Genomic DNA, 20945 nt, shown 5'->3' with positions numbered 1-20945 from the left:
GGGGCCGGGTGGTGGATCTGTGGAGAACTCGGCGGTGCCGGACTCAGCGGGGCTGGTCGCCGGGGCGGTCCTCGTCGGTGCCTGTCTCGTCGGTGCCCCTTCCGTCGGTGCCCGTCTCGCCGGTGCCTGTCTCGTCGGTGCCCGGGGCGCCGTCGTCGATCCGGCCGGACTCGTCCTCGTGCGGACGGGCGCCGGTGGCGTCGTTGAGCAGGTCCTCGAGCGCCTTGTCGAACGCGTCGTCCTCCTCGGTCTGCGCGGGGTTCCGCAGACGGGCGACCAGGGCGTCGGGTGCGTCGACGTCGTCGGACGTGGGGACCAGGTCGAAGTGCGACCAGAGTGCGTCACGCTGCTCGGCTCCGAGCTCGTCCGTCACCCGCTGCCACATCGCGGCGGCCTCGCGTAGACGGCGGGGTCGCAGTTCGAGGCCGACGAGCGTCGCGAACGCGGACTCGGCGGGTCCTCCGGCTGCACGGCGACGACGGACCATCTCGGCGATGGCACCGCTCTTCGGCAGCCGGACGGTGGCGGCGGCGGTCACCGTGTCGACCCAGCCCTCGACGAGCGCGAGCATGGTCTCGAGTCGTGCCAGCGCAGCATCCTGCTCGGGCGTGCGCGGCGGGATGAGCGCGCCCGAGGCGAGCGCGTCCCGCAGCTGCTCCTGGTTGGTCGGGTCGATGTCCGCGGCGAGCTCCTCGACGCGGTCGAAGGGGATGTGGATGCCCCGTGCGTATTCCGTGATCGACGAGATGATGTGCAGTCGCAGCCACCGTGCCGAGCGGAAGAGCCGTGCGTGGGCGAGTTCGCGGACCGCCAGGTAGATGCGGACCTCGTCCTCGGAGACGTCGAGTCCCTCGGCGAACTCGGCCACGTTCTGCGGCAGGAGTGCGGCGACCTGCTCGTCCAGCAGCGGGACACCGACGTCGCCGCCGGACACGACCTCCTTCGACAGCTGGCCGACGACCTGGCCGAGCTGGATGGCGAAGAGGGCACCGCCGACGCCGCGCATCGCCTTCGAGACGTCACCGAGCATCGCCTTGAGTTCTTCGGGAGCACGCTGGTCGATGGCCTCGGTCAGCGCATCGGCGATGCTGAACGCGACGGGCTCGGCGATCTGGGTCCACACCGGAACCGTCGCCTTCGCCCACTGCTCCCGCGTGTACAGGCTCGGGGTGGCGGTGAGCTCGGCCACGGTCGTGACCTCGTCCAACCAGAGGGCTGCGACCTGGAACGCCTGGTCGGCCGCCTGCGAGGCCACCGGGTCGACGGCGTGGCCGCCCTCCCGGGCGATCGCGGTGGCGCGCTCGGCGGTCGCGGAGAAGTCGATGCCGTCGCCGCCGGACTGCGCGGCACGCTGCAGCTGGCTCATCAGGTTCGCGACGAAGGCCGGGTCGTTCGGCAGGCCGGCTGCACCGGCGAGCTGCGACGGGTCGATCTGGCCCTCGCCCGAGAGCAGCTTGCGCAGCATCTCCTGGAAGTCGTCGTCCGGCCCCGGCTGTGGTTCATCAGGCATGCCGACTACGCTAATCGCTGCTCACGGGGCCGCACCTGGGATGCCCCCGTGGGAACGCCCGAACCGCTGCGCCGAGGGCGAACAGTCCCGCCGCACGGCGCGGACGACCGCCCCGCCGTCAGGCCCGGCGACCGCCCCTGGAAGGACCCCGCGTGACCCTCTTCACCCCCGCGCCCCGTCGTCGTTCGCGTGCCAGGACCGTCGGGTGGGCGTTCGTGATCGGTGCCGTCGTGCTGGGGATCCTGGCGAGCGTGCTGCCGAGCCCGTACCTGATCGAGGTCCCCGGACCGGTCTACAACACCATCGGGACCCAGAAGCAGGGGACGGGCAAGGACGCGAAGGACGTCAAGCTGATCCAGGTCTCCGGGCACGAGACCTACCCCACCGCCGGTGCGCTCGACATGCTGACGGTCGGCATCCAGGGCGACGCGACGAACCGCCCGTCGTGGACCAGCGTCGTCCGGGCGATCTTCACGAAGTCCGAGGCCGTGATCCCGGTCGAGGCGATCTACCCGACCGGCACGACGACCGAGCAGGTGAACCAGCAGGACTCCGCCGACATGCAGGCGTCGCAGCAGTCCGCGGTGGCCGCAGCACTGATCCAGCAGGGGAACGACCTGCCGACCGAACTCGAGGTCGGTACCGTGCAGCCCGGCTCGGCTGCCGACGGCCCGATCGAGAAGGGCGACGTCATCACGGCCTTCGACGGCACCTCGCTCACGACGAACGCCGACGCCACCTCGCTGCGGGAGCTCGTCGCGAAGCACGGCACGTCGACCCCGGCCACCGTCACCATCGAGCGCGACGGTGCGACGAAGGACGTCCGGGTGACCCCGCGCGACGAGCAGGGCACCGCGCTCCTGGGCGTCGGCGTCACGGAGAAGTACGACTTCCCGTTCGACGTCTCGATCAAGCTGCAGGACGTCGGTGGCCCCTCGGCCGGCATGATGTTCGCGCTCGGGATCATCGACGAGATCACACCCGGCAAGCTCAACGGCGGCAAGCACGTCGCGGGGACGGGCACGATCACCGCCGACGGCGAGGTCGGAGCCATCGGCGGCATCCGGCAGAAGCTCTACGGAGCGCGGGAAGCGGGGGCGACGGTGTTCCTCGCCCCGGCCGACAACTGCGGCGAGGTCGTCGGGCACGTGCCGGACGGGCTCGACGTCTACAAGGTGTCGACGCTCGACCAGGCCGTCACCGACCTGCAGACGATCGCCGACGGGAAGAGCACCGCGAAGCTCGCCCGCTGCGGTTCCTGACCGGGTTCCTGAGTCCTCGCACAGTTTCACAGTCCGCCCGGTCCAATAGGATCAGTGCACTGACGGCCCGCCGCGAGCCGGGCCCGCCGGTCCGACACGTCTGGAGCACATCAAGTGACGACAACCTCGTCCACCTCGGGGCGGCGTTCGCCGCGGGTCCCGATCGTGGTCACGATCATCGTGCTGGCCGCACTGGTGATCGGCTTCTTCATCTTCGCCAGCCTGTACACCGACTACGCGTGGTTCGCGCAGCTCGGGTTCCAGCAGGTCCTCACGACGCGGTGGATCGCAGGGACCGTGATGTTCCTCGCGGGCTTCCTGGGAATGGCGATCCCGGTCTTCCTGAGCATCGGACTGGCCTTCCGGTACCGCCCGGTCTACGCGAAGCTCAACTCGCAGCTGGACCGGTACCAGCAGGTCATCGAACCGCTGCGCCGCGCCGTCATGATCGGCATCCCGGTGGTGCTCGGCATCTTCGCCGGGCTGTCGACCTCGGGGCGCTGGAGCATGGTGCTCGAGTACTTCAACCGGACCCCGTTCGGCAAGACGGACCCGCAGTTCGGCCTGGACATCGGCTTCTACGTCTTCGAGCTGCCGTTCTGGCGCTCGATCGTGGCGTACTCGTCGGCCGTGGTGCTGATCGCGGGGCTCGCCGCCCTCGCCGCCTGCTACCTGTACGGCGCGCTGCGCTTCGGGGGACGTGAAGTCCGGATCTCCCGTGCCGCGCGCATCCAGCTCGCCGTCACCGCTGCGCTCTACATCGCGCTGCAGGCCGTCAGCCTGTGGCTCGACCAGTACGCGGCGCTCACCAAGTCGAACTCGCTCATCACCGGTGCGCAGTACACCGAGGTCAACGCGGTCATCCCGGGTCGCGAGATCATGGCGGGCATCGCGGCGATCGTCGCGATCCTGTTCATCGTCACCGCGGTCATCGGCCGCTGGCGCATCTCGATCGTCGGCACCGGCCTGCTGCTCGTCGCCGCGATCGTCATCGGGGGCATCTACCCCTGGATCGTCCAGCGCCTGCAGGTCAAGCCCTCGGAGCGTACCTACGAGTCCGCGTACATCGAGCGGAACATCAAGGCCACGCGGGACGCCTACGGTGTCTCCGACGTCAAGGAACAGAACTACGACGCCACGACCGAGGCCAGCTCCGGCGCCCTCGCGCAGGACGCCCAGACGACGGCGAACATCCGCCTCATCGACCCGAAGATCGTCTCCGACACCTTCAGTCAGCTGCAGCAGTACCGGCAGTACTACCAGTTCCCGGACGAGCTCGACGTCGACCGGTACGACGTCAAGGGCGAGACCGAGGACACCGTCATCGCGGTGCGCGACATCGACCTCGACGGTCTGAGCTCGGCCGCGAACACCCAGTACAACCGGGCGTTCGTGTACACCCACGGCTACGGCGTGACCGCGGCCTTCGGCAACCAGCGCGCGAGCGACGGCAAGCCGGTCTTCCTCGAGTCGGGCATCCCCTCGAACGGTGCGCTGGGTGACTTCCAGCAGCGCGTGTACTTCGGCGAGACCTCGCCGGCGTACTCGATCGTCGGCGCGCCGAAGGGTTCGAAGGACGTCGAGCTCGACTACCCGTCCGGATCCGACGACGACAACGGCGGCAACGCCACCACGACGTACTCCGGCGACGGCGGACCGAGTGTGGGCAACTTCTTCAACCGACTCGTCTACGCGGCGAAGTTCCAGTCGGAGCAGGTCCTGCTGTCGGACGCGGTCAACAAGGACTCGCAGATCCTCTACGACCGCGACCCGATCACGCGTGTCCAGAAGGTCGCGCCGTACCTGACGGTCGACAGCGACGCCTACCCGGCGATCGTCGACCACCGCATCCAGTGGGTCGTCGACGGCTACACGACGAGCGACGCCTACCCGTACTCGCAGAGCCAGAGCCTGTCGGACAGCATCGCCGGTTCGGAGTCCTCGGCGTACCGCACCGACCAGGTCAACTACATCCGCAACTCGGTGAAGGCCACGGTCGACGCCTACACGGGCAAGGTGACCCTCTACGCGTGGGACACCAAGGACCCGGTGCTGAAGACGTGGGAGAAGATCTTCCCGACGTCGGTCAAGTCGGTGTCGAGCATGAGCGCCGAGCTGCTGGACCACGTCCGCTACCCGACGGACCTGTTCAAGGTGCAGCGGTCGATCCTCGGCACCTACCACGTGACGAACGCGAACTCGTTCTACTCGGGTGACGACGCGTGGAACACACCACAGGAGCCCACCACCACGGGGTCGACCGACACGGATGCGAGCGCCGCCGACACGTCGACGACCACCAACGCCCTGGGCGCGCAAACGACGACGACCGCGAGCAAGGCGAACCTGCAGGATCCGTACTACCTGACGATGAAGGTGCCGGGGCAGGAGACCGCGTACAACCTGTACACGACCTACATCCCCCAGCAGTCCGCCGGTGCGAACAACCGCAACGTGCTGACCGGCTACCTGGCCGCCGACTCCGACGCGGGAGGTGCGGGCAAGGGCAAGAAGGCGTCGGGCTACGGCAAGCTCACGTTGTTGACGATGCCGAAGACCGACAACATCCCGGGCCCGGCGCAGGTGCAGAACCTGTTCAACTCGGACACCACGGTGTCGCAGGAGCTGAACATCCTGAAGCGCGGCAACTCGACGGTGAAGCAGGGCAACCTGCTCACCCTTCCGGTCGGCGGCGGCTTCCTGTACGTGCAGCCCGTGTACGTGCAGTCGACGTCGAGCGGTTCGTACCCGCTGCTGCAGAAGGTGCTCGTCGCGTTCGGCGACAAGATCGCGTTCGAGGACACCCTCGACGAGGCACTCAACTCGCTGTTCGGCGGTGACTCGGGTGCTGCTGCCGGAGACTCCGATGCCAGTGGTTCGGGGAGCGACTCCGGTTCGTCCGGGTCGGGCTCGTCCGACTCCGGTTCCGACTCGGGCTCCGGGTCGACCGGTGGCTCGACCGGTTCGGGCACCACGGACAACGACGCACTGCAGCAGGCGCTGTCCGACGCGAACGACGCCCTGCAGGACCGTCAGCAGGCCTACGCCGACAACGACCTGGTCGCTGCAGCCGAGGCCGACAAGCGCCTGCAAGAGGCGATCGAGGCCGCGACCGCAGCCGAAGACGGCAGCTGACACGCCGTGGCGGGGCACACGATTTGTGCCCCGCCACGACCGTGTGTAGGCTATTCAATGTGCCGCGGGGTGGAGCAGTTCGGTAGCTCGCTGGGCTCATAACCCAGAGGTCGTAGGTTCAAATCCTGCCCCCGCAACCAAGCGTCACACGAAAGCCCCGGTCCGAAAGGACCGGGGCTTTCCTCGTTCCCGGGATCCTCCACGCCGGAACGCTCCGCAGTGCGCCGGTACGCTCGGCGGATGGGCACCCTCACGATCGCCGCCGCGCAGTTCGCTCCCGTGGACGACCCGGTGGCCAACCTCGAGACCGTCCGGACCGCGGCGGTCGACGCAGCGGCGCGGGGAGCGGCGCTGCTCGTCACGCCGGAGTACTCGTCGTACTTCACCGCCGACATCGACGACCGGTTCGTCGCCGCAGCGCAGCCGCTCGACGGCCCCTTCGTGTCAGGGCTGCGCGACATCGCCCGCGACACCGGTGTCGCACTGATCGTCGGGATCGCCGAGACGACCGACGCCGAGACGACCGACGCCGAGTCGACGGAAACAGCGACGACCGACGCAGCGACCGCGGACGAACCCACGCGCTTCCGCAACACCCTGGTGGCAGTGCTCCCCACCGGCGAGCTTGCGGCGACCTACCGGAAGGTGCACCTCTACGACGCCTTCGGGTCGCGGGAGTCCGACCGCATCGAGTCCGGCGACCCGGAGCAGCTGCCGGTCTTCGAGTTCGAAGGCCTCCGGATCGGGCTCGAGACCTGTTACGACCTGCGTTTCCCCGAGGTCACCCGCCGGCTGGCAGCGCCCGAGCACGGTGCGGCCGACGTCGTCGTGCTGCCGGCCGAGTGGGTGCGTGGCCCCGGCAAGGAACACCACTGGCGGACCCTGCTCACCGCGCGGGCGATCGAGAACACCGTCTGGGTCGTCGGTGTCGGCCAGACGCCGCCGATCGGCATCGGGGCCTCGGTGGTGCTCGACCCCTCCGGTGTCGCCGTGGCGTCGGCCGGCTCTGCGCCCGGCACGCTCGTCGCGACCGTCGACACCGCTGTGACCGAGGCGGTCCGGCAGGTCAACCCGTCGCTGGCACTCCGCCGGTACGACGTCGCGCTGCGCGCCCGGCCTGGAGGCACGGCTCGCCCCTGACCGGCAGGTCCCGTCCGATCCGTGGTCGCGACTGCGCCGGTGGCGGGATCGGGCTCAGGACGGCGCGTGGAGGCTTGCCAGGCGGCCGGCGGCGTCCTCGAGGACGGAACGCCGCTTGCAGAATGCGAAGCGCACGAGGGACCGGTAGCCCGCGGCGTGGTCGGGCCGGACGAAGGCCGACACCGGTACGCCGACGACCCCGGCCAGGGCGGGCAGTTCGAGGCAGAAGGCCCGCGCATCGTCGTACCCGAGCGGCGCGGTGTCGGCGATCACGAAGTACCCGCCGTCCGGCCGCATGACGTCGAAGCCCGCTGACCGGAGCCCCGAGGCGAGCAGTTCGTGCTTGGCGGCGAGTTCGGCGGCGATCCCGGCGAAGACGGCGTCGGGCAACCGCAGTCCGACGGCGACGGCCGGTTGGAACGGTGCGCCGTTGACGAAGGTCAGGTACTGCTTCACCGTCGTGATCGCGTCGACGAGCGTCGGGGGAGCGGTGAGCCAACCGATCTTCCAACCGGTGGTGCTGAAGGTCTTGCCGGCGCTCGAGATCGAGACCGTCCGCTCGGCGGCTCCGGGCAGTGTCGCGATCGGCGTGTGCGGGACGGTGAACGTCAGGTGCTCGTAGACCTCGTCGGTGACGATGAGGGCGTCGTACCGCGTCGCGAGTTCCACGATCGTGCGCAGGACCTCGTCGGGCAGGACCCGGCCGGTCGGGTTGTGCGGCGTGTTGACGAGCACGACGCGGGTGCGGTCGGTGAACGCGGCGCGCAGGGTGTCCTCGTCCGGCAGGAAGTCCGGAGCAGTGAGGGGCACGGTGACGTGGGTGCCGCCGGCGAGCCGGACGAGCGCACCGTAGGCGTCGTAGAACGGTTCGAACGTGATGACCTCGTCGCCCGGTTCGACCAGGGCGAGGAGCGTCGCGGCGAGGGCTTCGGTGGCGCCGGCGGTGACCAGGACCTGCCGGTCAGGGTCGACCTCGAGGCCGTACCACCGCTGCTGGTGTTCGGCCACGGCGGTGCGGAGGTCGACCGTCCCGCGTCCGGGCGGGTACTGGTTGACGCCGTCCCGGATGGCGCGGACCGCGGCTTCGAGCACCTCGGCAGGGCCGTCCTGGTCGGGGAAGCCCTGCCCGAGGTTGATCGCGCCGGTGCTCGCGGCGAGGGCGCTCATCTCGGCGAAGACGGTGGGCGCGGGGACGCCGTCGGGTCCCAGGAGCATCGCTCCCTCGGCTGCTCGCAACCAGGGTCCTGCCTGCCGCATGTGGTTCCCTCCGGTGACGGCGACGACGTGTCGCGCTGAACGGACCCCAACCTAGCTGGCCGTCCGACGGCGATCCGGGGACGGACCCACAGCCCACGCATAAGATCGGCAGAGGATGCTTCCAGCGTCGCCAGAAGCACCGCTCAGGTGGTTGCGACAGACTGCACGAGCTTGAAAGGAGCACGTCCAGCATGACCGACACCACGCCCAACGGGCAGGGCGACGACCGCCGTCCGGACGATGCGGCATCGCCTGCCGCCAGTGAGGACGCCGCCGCAGCGGCCACGAAGGGGAACACGTCGATGCCGAACGACTCCGAGCAGTTCAACGACGCCGAGCAGCCCGAGAACGCCGAGCGGTCCGACGACGCCGCGCAGCACGCGGCTCCGTCCGACGACGCCACGAGCGCCGACCACACCGACGTGATCCCGTCGGCGACCGACCACCCCACGGACCGCTACACGGCCCCGTACCCGACGCTCTCGGGCGACCAGCAGCGCGATGCCGGCCAGCAGCCGGCCGGGTACGGCCAGCAGACCTCCCCGTACGGGCAGGCGTCCCAGTACGGCCAGCAGCCCGCCGCAGACCAGACGAGCCAGTACGGGCAGGCCCAGCAGAGCCAGTACGGCCAGAACCAGCAGCCGCAGTACGGCCAGGCCCAGCAGAGCCCGTACGGCCAGCAGTCCCAGTACGGCCAGAGCCAGCAGGGCCAGTACGGCCAGAGCCAGCAGTCCCAGTACGGCCAGAGCCAGCCGAACCAGCAGTCCCAGTACGGTCAGCAGTCGCAGTACGGCCAGCAGGGCCAGTACGGCCAGGCCCAGCAGCCGCAGTACGGCCAGCAGCCGACCGCGGGCCAGCCGCGGTACGGCGAGTACGCCCAGCCGGCCTCCGCCGCTGCCCCCGCGTCCTCGTCGGAGTACGCGACGGCGTCGGCCCAGGCGCCGCAGTCCGCCACGAGCGCCTTCGGCGACGTGGACGGCGCGAACCAGCGCAACGGCCACTACTTCGCCGACGGAACCGCGGGTGCAGCGGCCACCACGACCACCACCCGTTCCGGGCGCAGCAAGCTCGTCCTGCCGATCATCGCCGGACTGGTCGTCGCGGGTCTGGTCGGCGGCGGCGCCGGGTGGCTCGCCGGGTCGTCGCAGGGCGGCACCGTCACGTCGTCGTCCGGTTCGTCGCAGGGCGGCAACCTCACGGTCAACGACTACGACTCCGCGACGGTCGTCACCGCGGTCGCTGCTCAGGCGACGCCGTCGGTCGTGACGATCAACGTGTCCTCCAGCAACGAGGCCGGCACCGGTTCGGGCGTCGTGATGAGCAAGGACGGCTACATCGTCACGAACACCCACGTGGTGACGCTCGACGGCGACAGCTCGAACGGTTCGATCACCGTGACGACCTCGAACGGCAAGATCTACGAGGGCAAGCTCATCGGCACCGACCCGACGGTGGACCTCGCGGTCATCAAGATCGACGCGACCGACCTCAAGCCGATGGAGTTCGCCGATTCCACGAAGCTCAACGTCGGTGACACCGCGGTCGCGATCGGTGCGCCCCTGGGCCTGTCGAACACGGTCACGGACGGCATCGTCTCGACCCTGAACCGCAGCATCCAGGTCACGTCGAGCGCTCCCAGCGAGGGCGGCGACTCGAACGAGGGCGGCAACGGCGGCAGCGGCCCGTTCGACTTCTGGGGCAACGGCGACAACGGGAGCAGCTCGTCCGCGAACACCACGGTCTCGCTGCCCGTCATCCAGACCGACGCGTCGATCAACCCGGGAAACTCCGGTGGTGCCCTGCTCGACGCGAAGGGCAAGCTGATCGGCATCAACGTGGCCATCGCCTCGGCCGGCAGCTCGTCGTCGTCCGACTCGGCGGCCGGCAGCATCGGCGTGGGCTTCTCGATCCCGTCGAACCTGGTGAAGCGCGTCGCGAACGAGATCAAGGACAAGGGCTCGGCCACGCACGGCCTGCTCGGTGCCACGGTCGGCGACGCCTCGGAGAACGCGAGCGCGACCCAGATGGGTGCGCTGATCAAGTCGGTCTCGTCCGGCGGTGCGGCGGCGAAGGCCGGTCTGCAGAAGGGTGACGTCGTCACGAAGATCGGTTCGGCGACCGTCTCGGACGCCACCGACCTGACGGCACAGGTCCGGTACTTCGCGGGCGGCGCGTCGACGACGATCAGTTACCTCCGGAACGGGCAGTCCCGCGAGGCGGAGGTGACCCTGGGCACGTACGACAGCAAGGGCTGACGCCACCACGGACAGGACGGGAGGCCCGGTGCACGACGTGCGCCGGGCCTCCCGTCCGTCTGCGGGTCGCGTCGCGGGCACCCCGCAGGTTCCGGGTTCGGGTCTTGATAGGCTCATGGTCGCTCTGCGGGGCGGCACCGCCCCGGTGCGTCCCGTGCACCCAGCCAGCACCCCGAGGTACGCATGCAGACAGACGGACAGCCCCTGCCGGGCGTCTCGTACGTGATGCCCGTGCTCAACGAGGTCACCGAGGTCCGCGCTGCGGTCGCCAGCCTGCTCGACCAGGACTACACCGGCGTGTTCGAGGTCATCCTCGCGCTCGGCCCCTCGATCGACGGCACGAACGAACTCGTGGCCGAGATGAGCGCGGCCGACCCGCGCATCCGGGCGATCGACAACCCGGTCGGGTCCACGCCGGCCGGCCTGAACGTCGCGATCACGGCGTCGGTGCACCCCGTGGTGGTCCGCGTCGACGCGCACTCGGTGCTGCCACCGGACTACACGCGCATCGCCGTCCGCACCCTGCTCGAGTCCGGTGCGGACAACGTCGGCGGCATCATGCGCGCCGAGGGCCGCAGCCCGTTCGAGCGGGCCGTCGCGTTGGCGTACGGCAGCCGCGTCGGCCTCGGCGGCACCCCGCACCACGTCGGTGGGACCGCCGGCCCCGCCGAGACCGCGTACCTCGGCGTCTTCCGTCGCGACCGCCTGTTCGAGGTCGGCCTGTTCGACGAGGGCATCAAGCGCGGCCAGGACTGGGAGCTCAACCGACGCCTGCGCCAGACCGGCGGCACGGTGTGGTTCACGCCCGAGCTGGTCGTCACGTACCGCCCGCGACCGAGCCTGAAGCGCCTGGTGCGGCAGTTCGTCGCCACCGGGTTGTGGCGAGGCGAGCTCGCCCGTCGGTTCCCCGCGAACAACGGCCTGCGGTACTTCGTGCCGCCCGCGATGGTCGCCGCCATGGCCGTCGGGATCCTCGCCGGCATCGTCGGTGTCGTCGGCGCGGCCCTCGGCAGCCCGGTCGCCTGGGCGCTCCTCGGGTTCGCCGTGCCCGCCGTGTACCTGCTCTTCGTCGTCCTCGGGTCGGTCGCCGTCGCGCGCCGGTCCGGGGTGGCGACCTTTCTCTGGTTGCTCGTGGTGCTGCCCTGCATCCACGTGGGATGGGGGCTCGGTTTCATCATCGGGTTCCTCACCCGTACCTCCGAGCTGACCACCCACACCGGACGGTGACCCCATGACCGACCCCGCCACCCACGGCCGCGGATCCGCACGCCCGACGTCGATCGCCGAGCTGCGGGCCGTCGCCCAGCCGGACGAGGTCCGCGCCCGCGCCAACGCCGAGCACTGGACGGCGTCGCTGTACCTGCGCGACGTCTCGCCGTACCTGACCTGGGTGCTGCTGAAGACCCGCGTCAGCGCCAACCAGGTGACCGGCCTGATGATCCTGGTCGGGTGGAGCATCGCCGCGGCCCTGCTCATCCCCGGCATCTGGGGCGCAGCGCTCGCCCTGGTGCTCGGACAGCTGCAGATGCTCGTGGACTGCTGCGACGGCGAGGTCGCACGGTGGCGTGGCACCCGCTCGCCCGCCGGGGTGTTCCTGGACAAGGTCGGGCACTACACGACCGAGGGACTGATCCCGGTGGCGCTGGGCATCCGAGCCGCCACCTGGCCGATCCACGGCGCCGACTGGATGTGGACCACGATCGGCTGCGCACTCGGTCTGGTCATCGTGCTGAACAAGGCCCTCAACGACATGGTGCACGTCGCCCGGGCGAACGCGGGGCTCGACAAGCTCGTCGACCGACGCGACGCCTCGACCGCGCCGTCCGGCCGGAAGCTCGCCTCGCTCCGCCGCCTGGCGCGGTTCCTGCCGTTCCACCGCCTGTACCACTCGGTCGAGCTGAGCATGCTCGCGTTCCTGTTCGCGCTCATCGGACTGGCGATCGGCGACGCGCTCGCCAGCCGGATCCTGGTCGGCGCGCTGCTGCCGCTGGCCGTGCTGGCGACCGTCGGGCACTTCCTGGCGATCATCGCGTCCAAGCGGGTCAAGGCGTGACCGACGACGCGGTGCCCGACGACGCGGTGCCCGACGACGCGGTGCCCGACGACGCGGTGCCCGACGACGCGGTGCCCGACGACGCGGTGCCCCACGACGCGGTGCCCGACGACGCGGTGACCGATGGCACCGTGACCCCGAGCACCGTTCGTCGCCACGCGGTCGCGCACCCGAAGCGACCCCGTGTCGCCGTCGTGAGCCTGTCGCAGGGCACCCGGCCCGACGACCTGCGCCGCGGGCTCGACAGCGTGCTCGCGCAGCAGGGCGTCGAACTCGACGTGGTCTGCGTCGGCAACGGCTGGGAGCCGACCGGCCTGCCGGACGGGGTGCGGACGCTGGCGCTGCCGGAGAACCTCGGGATCCCGGCCGGCCGCAACGCCGGTGCCGAGGTCGTCGACGGGGACTACGTGTTCTTCCTGGACGACGACGCCTCGATCCCCTCGGTGACGTTCCTGCAGGACGCCGTCGGCCGCTTCGAACGCGACCCCTCGCTCGGACTGCTCCAGCCGCGCGTGGTCGACCCGACCGGCGCCGCCAACCCGCGGCGCTGGGTCCCGCGCATCCGCAAGGGCGAGCCGGACCACTCGTCGCCGGTGTTCTCGGTGTGGGAGGGCGCCGTCGTGCTGCCGATGGACGTGTACCGGGTCGTCGGGGGCTGGGGAGCGGAGTACTTCTACGCGCACGAGGGCATCGAACTCGCGTGGCGCGTGTGGGACGCCGGTCGACGTGCCTGGTACGCCGGCGACCTGGTCGCACACCACCCGGCCATCGACCCGGCCCGGCACACGGAGTACTACCGCCTGAACGCCCGCAACCGCGTCTGGCTGGCCCGACGAAACCTGCCGGCACCGCTCCGGCCGCTCTACGTCGGCTCGTGGGCCGCGATCCAGGTCGCACGCTGGTGGCGACACCCGCGACGCCTGACGACGTGGTTCGCCGGCATCCGCGAAGGACGGACCACCGACTGCGGGCCGACCCGACCGATGAGCTGGCTGACCGTCGCCCGGATGACGCTCGCCGGGCGCCCGCCCGTCGTCTGACCACTCCGAACCCCATCGCCACCGCAGAACGGGAGACAGTCCATGCCGATCACCAGTGACGTGCGGACCGCCGTGCGCCTGGCCCAGCGCCTGCTCGCCTCGCGCCGGAGCCGCCGGGAGCTCGCCCGTCGCCTGCCGTCGGTCGCGGCGCCGGCGCCCGGCACGATCGAGATCGCGGTCTACTTCGCCGACGGCCCCGTGAACATGTACCAGGTGCGCCAGTGGTACGCGCCGCTGGCCGAACTGGCGAAGACGCACCCGGTCGCGATCATCGCGCGCAGCCCGGGCACGATGACCACGCTCATCGACGAGTCGCCGGTCCCCGCCGTGTACGCCCGTCAGGTCGTCGACCTGGAGCAGTTCGTCGAGACCCAGGCGCCGAAGGTGGTGCTCTACGTCAACCAGAACGCCCGCAACTTCCAGATGATGCGGTACGGGCGCATGTGGCACGTCTTCGTCAACCACGGCGAGAGCGACAAGATGTACATGACGACGAACCAGTTCAAGGCGTACGACTACGCGTTGATCGCCGGGGACGCCGCGCGTGGTCGGCTCGCCGAGGCGCTGTGGGACTACGACCTCGACGCCCGGACCATCGCGATCGGCCGCCCCCAGGCCGACCACTTCGCCGGCGCGGCACCGTACCCCGACGACGACCGGACCGTCGTGCTGTACGCACCGACGTGGGAGGGCGACCGCGGCGCCGCGGCGTACGGCTCGATCGCGTCCCACGGCACCACCATCGCCGAGCAGGTGCTCGCGTCGCCCCGCCACCGCCTGGTGTACCGCCCGCACCCGCGGAGCGGCGTGCTCGACCCGGCGTACCGAACGGCACACGAGCGGATCGTCGCGGCGATCACGGCGGCGAACGCGGCCGACCCCACCGCGCACCACGTCCACGACGAGGGCGGCGAGCTCGGCTGGCAGCTGGCCGACGCCGACGTGGCGATCACCGACATCAGCGCGATGATCTACGACCGCCTGGCGGTTGGGAAGCCCCTGATCGTGACCCGCCCGGTGTCGCCGGAGGCCGACGTGGACGAACGCGGCTACCTGAGCGACGCCAACTGGCTGACCGCGGCCGACGCGCCGTCGGTGCTCACGCGGATCGACGCCGCCGTGGGGGACGCCGCCGAGCTCGCCAAGCTGCAGCAGTGGGTGGCGCGCTACTTCGGCGACACCACGCCCGGTGCCGCGACGGCCCGGTTCCACGCTGCCGTCGAGTGGCTGCTGGAGCGCTGGCGCACCGTCGCTGCCGAGCGCGGCGAACGCTGAGCCCCGTCCGGACACGGTCACGGGTGCAGCCCCTGACCGACCAGTGACATCCGCCACACGTACTCGGAGCGGTCCGGACGGCGCCAGCGGACGATCACGACGCCGGTGTCCTGCGGATCCGCGCCGAACACGGCGACGGACAGACGTCGACCCGGTTCGAGCCGGTGCACCGCCAGCGGCGGGCTGTAGCCGTTGCCGAGGTGGGTGAGGGTCAGGCCGTCGACCGGTTCGTCCCCGGTGTTGACGAGGTCGTAGCGGCGCGGGGCCTGCGAGCGGTCGATGGTGAACGGGACGGCGTACGCGGGTGCTGGGTGGTGCATGGGGGGAACGCTAGGGGGAGGGTCCGACGGTGGGCCCCCGGCGCAGCACCCGGGAACCCGTCGCTGTGGAGGGGGCAGCGTGGTGCCCTGGTTGTGGAGGGGGAGTACCCGACCGGTCAGACGCCGTAGTCGGCGGAGTACTGCGCCAGCGCTTCCTCGATGGTGCCGTCGAGCTGCAGCCGGCCCTTGTCGAGGTACAGACCGCGGTCGCAGAAGCGGCGCAGGTCCTTGTCGCTGTGGGACACGAAGAAGAGCGTCCGACCGCCGGCCAGGAGCTCCTCGATCCGCTTGTAGCACTTCTCGCGGAAGGCTTTGTCGCCGACGGCGAGGACCTCGTCCACCAGGATGACGGGCTCGTCGAGCCGCGAGATCACCGCGAACGCGATGCGCACCTTCATGCCGCTCGACAGGTGCTTGTACGGGGTGTCGACGAAGTCCGCGATCTCGGCGAAGTCGATGATCTCGTCGAAGGCGGCACGGATCTCGGCGCGCGACATGCCGTGCAGGCCGGCGGTCAGGTAGACGTTGTCGCGGACGGACAGGTCGCCGACGAACCCACCGGTGATCTCGATGAGCGGCGCGACGCCGGCCCCGACGTCGATCCGGCCTTCGTCCGGCAGCATCACCTGCGCCACGAGCTTCAGGAGCGTGGACTTGCCCTGACCGTTGCGACCGACGACGCCGATCGCCTCGCCCGGACGGACGTCGAACGACACGTTGCGGAGCGCCCAGAACTCGTCGGCACGCTTGCGGCGGCCGCGTCCGCCGAAGAGGTCCTTGAAGTTGCGGCTCGCCCGTCGGTTGCGTTTGAAGCAGATGCCGGCGTCGCGCACGGTGATCACCGGCGCGACGGTCTCGGTACGTCGGGTCTGGTCGGTGGCGGTCATCACAGCTCCTTCAGCACGCGGTGCTCGCTGCGTCGGAACACCGCGAAGCCGATGACCAGGACGATGCCCGTGATGACCACCGACGCCCCGACCTCGAGCCAGTCGAGCTGGCTCGGGAAGAACGCGGCGCGGTACATCCCGAAGATGCCGGTGAGCGGGTTGACCGCGGCGATGGGGCGCAGGGCGTCGGGCAGCGCGTGCGTGCCGTAGATGATCGGCGATGCGTAGAACAGGAAGCGCAGGACGAGCTTGGTCGCCCGCTCGAGGTCGCGGAAGAAGACGACGAGCGGCGCGACGATCAGGCCGAGGCCGTACACCAGCGCGCACTGCAGCACGATCGCCAGCGGGAAGAAGACGACCTGCCAGTGCAGGTGCGCACCCGTCGCGATCGCGAACGCCGCCAGCACCGGCAGGCTCAGCAGGAACTCGATGCCCTTCGACGCGTCGATCCGCGCGACCCAGATGGTGCGGGGGATCGTCGTCGAGCGGATGAGCTTCGACTCCTTGATGAACGCCCGCGTGGAGTCCGAGACGCCCCCGGTGAACCACATCCACGGCAGCAGCGCGGAGAGCAGGAAGACGATGTACGGGTCTTCACCGACCGAGCCGCGGTGGAACACCTGGGTGAAGACGAACCAGTAGATCGCCGACATCACGAGCGGGTCGAGGATCGACCAGACGTACCCGAGCGCCGACGTCGAGTACCGGACCCGGAGGTCGCGGACGGTCAGCAGCCAGAGGGCATGACGATAGCGCCGACCGGCGCTCCGGGTCGCCGCTGGTGCGGCAGCCGCGGACACGGTCGGCGCGCTCGCTGTGGTCACGGTTTCCCTTCGGGCGGAACCGCCGAAGGGGTCCTGACGGAGGTTCAGGCGAACAGGTTGTTCGCGCGCTCGAGGTCCTCGGCGAAGTCGATCTCGACCGCGTACAGGTCGGAGATGTCGATCGGGGACCAGCGTAGCCCGTCCTCGGCGATGGCAGCCTCGATGCCGCCCTCGAAGTACTCCTGGTCGTCGACGCGACCGAGCTGACGGATGAGGGCCTGCTTGTCGTTCGCCGACACGTAGTTGATGCCGACGGCTTCGCCGAGCCCGCCGACGACCTGCTTCGAGAGCTTGTGGATGAAGCCCTCGGCGTCGACGGTGTACTTGACCTCTTCGTCGGAGACCTTGTCGGTGTTGACGCTGACGAACGAGTGGTCCTCGTCGATCATGTCGGCCGCACGGACGAGCGCCATCGGGTCGAAGACCACGTCGCCGTTCATCCAGAGGACACCGCTCTTGCCGGTCGCCTTGAGGGCGCGCAGCAGGCTCTTCGAGGTGTTGGTGGAGTCGTAGGACTCGTTGTAGACGAAGGACGCGTCGGGGAAGGCCTCGACGATGTGCTCCGACTTGTAGCCGACGACGATCGTCACGCGGGCGCTCGAACCGAACGCGGCGCGGATGTTGTCGAACTGCTGCTGCATGATGGTGCGGCCGTCACTGAGCTCCGTGAGCGGCTTCGGCAGGCTTCGGCCGAGCCGGCTGCCCATCCCCGCTGCGAGGATCACGATCTGCGTGGTCATGCTGGTCCCTTCTGGTGTCCGCCCGCGCGCCCTGGGGCACGGGCGGGCCTCGTCGAGTCTGCTCGCGGAACGTCCGAGTTCGCCGAGAACCGGACGCCGCTGGCCACGGGGGCCGGCTGCTGCGCGGTGTCGGAGAGCCCGCCGGAGCAGGTTTCCAAGTGGTGAACACTCCTTCGTGCCCTGGTGAATGATACGGAAACACCCGCTCAAGGGGTAGGTCTGCCGCGCTTCGTACTCATTTCGTGACACTGGAGCGGGCGGTTCCCCGCTGTCCGGAGAGCGTTGGTACGGTTGGGCGATGGCCGCCAGAGCAGAGAACGAGGACGTGTACGCCACGACCGACGCTGCCTGGATGACCGAAGCGAGTGACACCGACGAGCAGGACGCCGACGAGCGTGCCGCCGACCGGGTGGACGCCGCGGCGGGGGACGACGCCGACGACGACGACATGGGGGAACCGGATGCGCGCGACGCCTCCGTTGATGACGAGATGACCGACGACACCACGGCTGCCGACACCACGGCCGCCGACACCGATCCGGTCACCGAGCCGCAGTCGGACGCAGTGCCCGGTACCGCAGTGGCCGGTCCCGCGGCCCGTGCCGCAGCCGCGGCCCCGACGACGACCACCGGCGCCCGACCCGCCAAGGCGCGCACCACGAAGCAACGCACCAAGCGACCGGCGAAGGCCGCCGGCACGACCGGCACCGTGCCTCCCGGCCCCACGGCGAGCGACGCGACGTCCGCGACGGACGCGACCGCGCACGCAGCGCAGGGCGCACCGGAGGCGGGCGCACCGGAGGCGGACGCCGCGACGAGCCCCGCCGCGAAGAAGCGTGCTCCCCGGGCCACCGCGCCCAAGGCCCCGCAGAAGCTGCAGCCCGTCGTGCTCGCCGCCGACGGCCTCGTCAAGCGGTACGGGCAGACCCTCGCCGTCGACGAGGTCGACCTCGAGATCCGCCAGGGCTCGATCTTCGGCGTGGTCGGCCCGAACGGCGCCGGCAAGACGACCACCCTGTCGATGATCACCGGTCTGCTGCGTCCCGACGCCGGGTCCGTGACGGTCCTGGACCACGACGTCTGGGCCGACCCCACGGCCGCCAAGCGCAGCCTCGGCGTGCTGCCGGACCGCCTGCGGCTGTTCGACCGCCTCACCGGTGCGCAGCTGCTCTACTACTCGGCCACCCTGCGCGGTCTCGACGGCGCCACGGCTCGTGAGCGCAGCACCGACCTGGCCGAGGCGTTCGGGCTCGGCGAGGCGCTCGGTCGCCAGGTCGCCGACTACTCGGTGGGCATGGCGAAGAAGATCGCCCTGGCCGCCACGCTCATCCACTCGCCGCGGGTCCTCGTGCTCGACGAACCGTTCGAGTCGGTCGACCCCGTGAGCGCCGCGACCATCACCGACATCCTGCGCCGCTACACGCGCGGTGGCGGCACCGTCGTGCTCTCCAGCCACTCCATGGAGCTCGTGCAGCGCACCTGCGACTCCGTCGCCATCATCGTCGGCGGCAAGGTCCTCGCCTCGGGGACCATGGCCCAGGTGCGCGGTCGCAAGAGCCTCGAGGACAAGTTCGTCGAACTCGCGGGCGGCCGCGTCGTGGCAGAGAGCATGGAATGGTTGCACAGCTTCTCCGGCTGAGGGCCGACCTGCTCGCGGGCGAGGTCCGCGGCAGCGCCCGCCGGTCCGTGCTCGTCGTGCTCGGCAGCCTCGTCGGGCTCCTCGCCGCCGTGTTCGTCGCGACGCAGACGGTCGCGCTGCGTTCCGCCGACCCCGACACGGCCCGCGCGGTCACCGTGCCGGTCGGCACGCTCATCGCGTTCGCGTTCACCGTCGTCCCGCTCGTCGTCGGACGGAGCGACCAGCTCGACCCGCGGCGCTTCGCGGTGTTCGGCATCGGCCGTCGCGGGCTCGCGATCGGCCTCGTCGTCGCCGGGCTGATCGGTATCCCGGTGATCGGGGTCGTCGTCGTGGCCGTCGCCCAGTCGATCGCCTGGGCGCGTGACGCCGGGACCGGTGTGCTCGCGGTGATCGGCGGCCTGCTCGCGATCGCCACCTGCGCGCTCCTGGTCCGCGTGTGCTGCACCGTCGGCTCGCGGCTGATCGGTCCGCACAGGTCCCGCGACGCCGGGTGGCTCGTCGCGCTCGTGATCATCGTGCTCGCGATCCCGGCGGTCTCGCTGCTGCTCCGCGTCGACTGGCTCGACCCCGAGGGCGCCGAGATGCAGCGCGTCGCGGACGTCGCGGGGTGGACGCCGTGGGGCGCTGCCTGGGCCGTGCCCGCCGAGGTCGCCAGCGGCCACGTCGGCACCGGGTTCCTCAAGCTGCTCGTCGCGATCGCCGTCGTCGCCCTGCTGGCCTGGGCGTGGTGGGCGCTCGTCGGTCGGGCGCTCGACACCGTCGACGGTCGCACCCGGACCCGGCGCTACCAGGGGCTCGGCTGGTTCGACCGGCTCGGCTCGACTCCGGTCGCCGCCGTCGCCGCCCGCGCCCTGACCTACTGGGTGCGCGACCCGCGGTACCGCACCTCGTACCTGATCATCCTGTTCGTCCCGCTCGTCGTCATCCCGCTCGGGGTCGCCGGGGTGCCGTGGCACTGGACCGCGCTCGTGCCGTTGCCGCTCATGGCGCTGATCGCCGGGTTCCTGCCGCACAACGACGTCTCGTACGACAACACCGCGGTGTGGTTGCACGTCGCCTCCGGGGCTCCCGGGTGGAGCGACCGTCTAGGCCGTGTCGTCCCTGTGCTCGTCGTCGGTGCGCCGGCGATCGTGGCCGGCTCGGCGGTGTCCGCCTGGTTGTTCGACGACTGGACGGTGTTCCCGCTGCTGATCGGCGTGAGCGCCAGCGCCCTGCTGTCCGGACTCGGGCTGTCGAGCGTCGTGTCCGTGCTGCTGCCCTACCCGACCGTGCGGCCGGGCGACCACCCGTTCCAGCAGCCGCAGGCCGCGGGTGTGACGGCGACGGTCGCGCAGTCGATGATGGTGATCGGCATCGTGCTCTGCACCGTCCCGGCGGCGTGGCTCGCGGTGCTGGCCTTCGTCCGCGGCGCTGAGCCGTGGTCGATGCTGACGCTCGCGGTGGGCATCGGGGTCGGCGCGGTCGTGCTCGTCATCGGGATCTTCGCGGGCGGGCGGCTGTTCGACCGGCGCGGCCCGGACCTGCTGGCCGCGGCGCAGCGCAACTAGCGTTCCGGAACGAACTCGAGGTGCGCAGACCAACGTGCGCAGACCGTCGTACCCTGGACCC

General features: G+C 70.6%; 16 protein-coding genes and 1 tRNA gene. 11 read left to right on the top strand and 6 right to left on the bottom strand.

The features are described from left to right. Positions 1 to 43: 43 nt before the first annotated feature. A complete protein-coding gene (locus M4960_RS10355; RefSeq protein ID WP_248704189.1) occupies positions 44 to 1510 on the bottom strand; it encodes a zinc-dependent metalloprotease in 1467 nt (488 codons plus the stop codon). Positions 1511 to 1662: 152 nt separating this feature from the next. Here M4960_RS10355 and M4960_RS19725 point away from each other — a divergent pair, with 152 nt between their 5' ends. From M4960_RS19725 to M4960_RS10335, 4 genes are all read left to right on the top strand, one after another. Further along, complete coding sequence (locus tag M4960_RS19725; RefSeq protein ID WP_248704188.1) at positions 1663 to 2772, top strand: S16 family serine protease; 1110 nt, start codon at positions 1663 to 1665, stop codon at positions 2770 to 2772. Between the two features lie 165 nt (positions 2773 to 2937). Then, positions 2938 to 5907: a UPF0182 family protein gene (locus tag M4960_RS10345; protein WP_248704187.1), complete on the top strand. Its 2970-nt coding sequence runs from the start codon at positions 2938 to 2940 to the stop codon at positions 5905 to 5907. Between the two features lie 63 nt (positions 5908 to 5970). Beyond that, positions 5971 to 6047 (top strand) — tRNA-Met (locus tag M4960_RS10340). Positions 6048 to 6147: 100 nt separating this feature from the next. After that, entirely contained in the window at positions 6148 to 7047 is a 900-nt protein-coding gene (locus M4960_RS10335) for a carbon-nitrogen hydrolase family protein (protein ID WP_248704186.1), read from the top strand. Positions 7048 to 7101: 54 nt separating this feature from the next. On the opposite strand, the gene M4960_RS10330 is transcribed toward M4960_RS10335, so the two are convergent. Continuing rightward, a complete protein-coding gene (locus tag M4960_RS10330) occupies positions 7102 to 8304 on the bottom strand; it encodes an aminotransferase class I/II-fold pyridoxal phosphate-dependent enzyme (protein WP_248704185.1) in 1203 nt (400 codons plus the stop codon). A 191-nt stretch (positions 8305 to 8495) separates the two neighbouring features. Here M4960_RS10330 and M4960_RS10325 point away from each other — a divergent pair, with 191 nt between their 5' ends. The 5 genes from M4960_RS10325 to M4960_RS10305 all read left to right on the top strand — a co-directional run bounded on the left by M4960_RS10325 (position 8496) and on the right by M4960_RS10305 (position 14927). Next, complete coding sequence (locus M4960_RS10325; RefSeq protein WP_248704184.1) at positions 8496 to 10559, top strand: S1C family serine protease; 2064 nt, start codon at positions 8496 to 8498, stop codon at positions 10557 to 10559. A 183-nt stretch (positions 10560 to 10742) separates the two neighbouring features. Then, positions 10743 to 11786, top strand: a complete 1044-nt coding sequence (locus tag M4960_RS10320; RefSeq protein WP_111085006.1) for a glycosyltransferase — start codon at positions 10743 to 10745, stop codon at positions 11784 to 11786. Positions 11787 to 11790: 4 nt separating this feature from the next. Next, entirely contained in the window at positions 11791 to 12612 is an 822-nt protein-coding gene (locus M4960_RS10315) for a CDP-alcohol phosphatidyltransferase family protein (RefSeq protein ID WP_248704183.1), read from the top strand. Between the two features lie 131 nt (positions 12613 to 12743). Beyond that, positions 12744 to 13652, top strand: a complete 909-nt coding sequence (locus M4960_RS10310) for a glycosyltransferase family 2 protein (RefSeq protein WP_248704312.1) — start codon at positions 12744 to 12746, stop codon at positions 13650 to 13652. A gap of 42 nt (positions 13653 to 13694) precedes the next feature. After that, complete coding sequence (locus tag M4960_RS10305) at positions 13695 to 14927, top strand: CDP-glycerol glycerophosphotransferase family protein (protein WP_248704182.1); 1233 nt, start codon at positions 13695 to 13697, stop codon at positions 14925 to 14927. Between the two features lie 17 nt (positions 14928 to 14944). Here the strand turns inward: M4960_RS10305 and M4960_RS10300 are convergent, their stop codons facing one another. The 4 genes from M4960_RS10300 to M4960_RS10285 form a co-directional block, all read right to left on the bottom strand. Then, positions 14945 to 15247 carry a hypothetical protein gene (locus M4960_RS10300; protein WP_111085009.1) on the bottom strand — a complete coding sequence of 101 codons (303 nt, stop codon included), beginning with the start codon at positions 15245 to 15247 and terminating at the stop codon, positions 14945 to 14947. Positions 15248 to 15363: 116 nt separating this feature from the next. Then, positions 15364 to 16134, bottom strand: a complete 771-nt coding sequence (locus M4960_RS10295; protein WP_133936880.1) for an ABC transporter ATP-binding protein — start codon at positions 16132 to 16134, stop codon at positions 15364 to 15366. Next, a complete protein-coding gene (locus M4960_RS10290; protein WP_374202949.1) occupies positions 16134 to 16958 on the bottom strand; it encodes an ABC transporter permease in 825 nt (274 codons plus the stop codon). The genes M4960_RS10295 and M4960_RS10290 overlap by 1 nt, the downstream gene beginning before the upstream one ends. A gap of 44 nt (positions 16959 to 17002) precedes the next feature. Continuing rightward, complete coding sequence (locus M4960_RS10285; protein ID WP_111085011.1) at positions 17003 to 17698, bottom strand: NTP transferase domain-containing protein; 696 nt, start codon at positions 17696 to 17698, stop codon at positions 17003 to 17005. Between the two features lie 298 nt (positions 17699 to 17996). Here M4960_RS10285 and M4960_RS10280 point away from each other — a divergent pair, with 298 nt between their 5' ends. After that, positions 17997 to 19337 (top strand): ABC transporter ATP-binding protein, encoded by a 1341-nt coding sequence (locus M4960_RS10280; protein ID WP_248704181.1) that lies wholly within the window; start codon positions 17997 to 17999, stop codon positions 19335 to 19337. Then, on the top strand, positions 19313 to 20884 hold the full coding sequence (locus M4960_RS10275; RefSeq protein WP_248704180.1) for an ABC transporter permease: 1572 nt from the start codon (positions 19313 to 19315) through the stop codon (positions 20882 to 20884). The genes M4960_RS10280 and M4960_RS10275 overlap by 25 nt, the downstream gene beginning before the upstream one ends. Positions 20885 to 20945: the final 61 nt, after the last annotated feature.

Origin of the sequence: Curtobacterium sp. MWU13-2055 (assembly GCF_023242305.1) — a bacterium.
Lineage (GTDB): Bacteria > Actinomycetota > Actinomycetes > Actinomycetales > Microbacteriaceae > Curtobacterium.
Note: the sequence above shows the minus strand (reverse complement) of the source record. Positions and strands in the feature narration are given on the sequence as shown.

Coding starts and splice junctions, on each gene's coding strand:
- M4960_RS10355 (WP_248704189.1), bottom strand. CDS start 1,510: ATGCCTGATGAACCACAGCCGGGGCCGGACGACGACTTCCAGGAGATG.
- M4960_RS10335 (WP_248704186.1), top strand. CDS start 6,148: ATGGGCACCCTCACGATCGCCGCCGCGCAGTTCGCTCCCGTGGACGAC.
- M4960_RS10330 (WP_248704185.1), bottom strand. CDS start 8,304: ATGCGGCAGGCAGGACCCTGGTTGCGAGCAGCCGAGGGAGCGATGCTC.
- M4960_RS10325 (WP_248704184.1), top strand. CDS start 8,496: ATGACCGACACCACGCCCAACGGGCAGGGCGACGACCGCCGTCCGGAC.
- M4960_RS10320 (WP_111085006.1), top strand. CDS start 10,743: ATGCAGACAGACGGACAGCCCCTGCCGGGCGTCTCGTACGTGATGCCC.
- M4960_RS10315 (WP_248704183.1), top strand. CDS start 11,791: ATGACCGACCCCGCCACCCACGGCCGCGGATCCGCACGCCCGACGTCG.
- M4960_RS10305 (WP_248704182.1), top strand. CDS start 13,695: ATGCCGATCACCAGTGACGTGCGGACCGCCGTGCGCCTGGCCCAGCGC.
- M4960_RS10300 (WP_111085009.1), bottom strand. CDS start 15,247: ATGCACCACCCAGCACCCGCGTACGCCGTCCCGTTCACCATCGACCGC.
- M4960_RS10295 (WP_133936880.1), bottom strand. CDS start 16,134: ATGACCGCCACCGACCAGACCCGACGTACCGAGACCGTCGCGCCGGTG.
- M4960_RS10285 (WP_111085011.1), bottom strand. CDS start 17,698: ATGACCACGCAGATCGTGATCCTCGCAGCGGGGATGGGCAGCCGGCTC.
- M4960_RS10280 (WP_248704181.1), top strand. CDS start 17,997: ATGGCCGCCAGAGCAGAGAACGAGGACGTGTACGCCACGACCGACGCT.
- M4960_RS10275 (WP_248704180.1), top strand. CDS start 19,313: ATGGTTGCACAGCTTCTCCGGCTGAGGGCCGACCTGCTCGCGGGCGAG.